Origin of the sequence: Mesorhizobium dulcispinae (genome assembly GCF_033977345.1) — a bacterium.
Lineage (GTDB): Bacteria > Pseudomonadota > Alphaproteobacteria > Rhizobiales > Rhizobiaceae > Mesorhizobium > Mesorhizobium dulcispinae.
Genome location: NZ_JAVIIY010000069.1, coordinates 1 through 891, shown reverse-complemented (window position 1 = coordinate 891; position 891 = coordinate 1). Strand labels below are relative to the sequence as shown.

The following is an 891-nucleotide window of genomic DNA, read 5'->3' as shown; positions in this document are numbered from 1 at the left end:
GATGCTGGCTGGAATGGAGGCCAGCATCTGATGACGCGACCTCTTTCGGACGATCTTCGCGAACGGGTTGTGGCGGCGGTTTTGAGTGGTGAGAGCCGCCGGTCGGCCGCCAAACGGTTCGGCATTTCGGTTTCGGCGGCGGTGAAGTTGTTGCAGCGTCATCGGGCGACTGGCTCGGTTGCGCCTGGCAAGATGGGCGGACATCGCAAGAGGGTGCTGGAGCCGCATCGTGCTTTCATCGAGGCCCGTCTGCGTGAGACGCCGCATCTGACGCTGCATGGCCTGAAGGATGAGTTGGCCGCTCGCGGGGTCAAGGTCTCGCACAACGCAGTGTGGCAGTTCCTGCGCCGCGAGGGCCTGAGCTTCAAAAAAAACGCTGTTCGCCCTTGAGCAGGCACGCGCCGATATTGCCCGCAGGCGCCAACGATGGCGATCCTGGCAGGCCGGCCTCGATCCCCGGTGCCTGGTCTTCATCGACGAGACCTGGATCAAAACCAACATGGCTCCGCTGCGCGGCTGGGGGCCGAAGGGCAAGCGGCTGCGCGGCCTGGCTCCGTACGGCCACTGGCGCACGCTGACCTTCCTCGGCGCGCTGCGCTGGGATCGGCTGGCGGCACCTTGCGTCTTCGACGGACCGATCAACGGCCAATGCTTCCGCGCTTATGTCGAGCAGCAGCTCATCACCGTGCTGAAGCCCGGCGATATCGTCGTCATGGACAACCTGGGAAGCCACAAGTCCGCCGCCGTCAGGCAGATGATCAAGGCCGCTGGGGCCAGGCTCTGGTACCTGCCGCCCTACTCACCGGACCTCAATCCGATCGAGCAGGCCTTCGCCAAGATCAAACACTGGATGCGCCAGGCGCAGAAACGCACCGTCGAGGACACCTGGCG

Annotated in this window: 1 protein-coding gene; it reads left to right on the top strand. The window is 64.6% G+C overall.

What is annotated here, in order from left to right; genetic code table 11:
* Positions 1-30: 30 nt before the first annotated feature.
* A protein-coding gene (locus RFN30_RS32290; protein WP_320265981.1) for an IS630 family transposase occupies positions 31-891 on the top strand; the annotation gives its coding sequence in 2 pieces (ribosomal slippage) (positions 31-366 and positions 368-891; 860 coding nt annotated over the 2 pieces). This gene is flagged as partial in the annotation.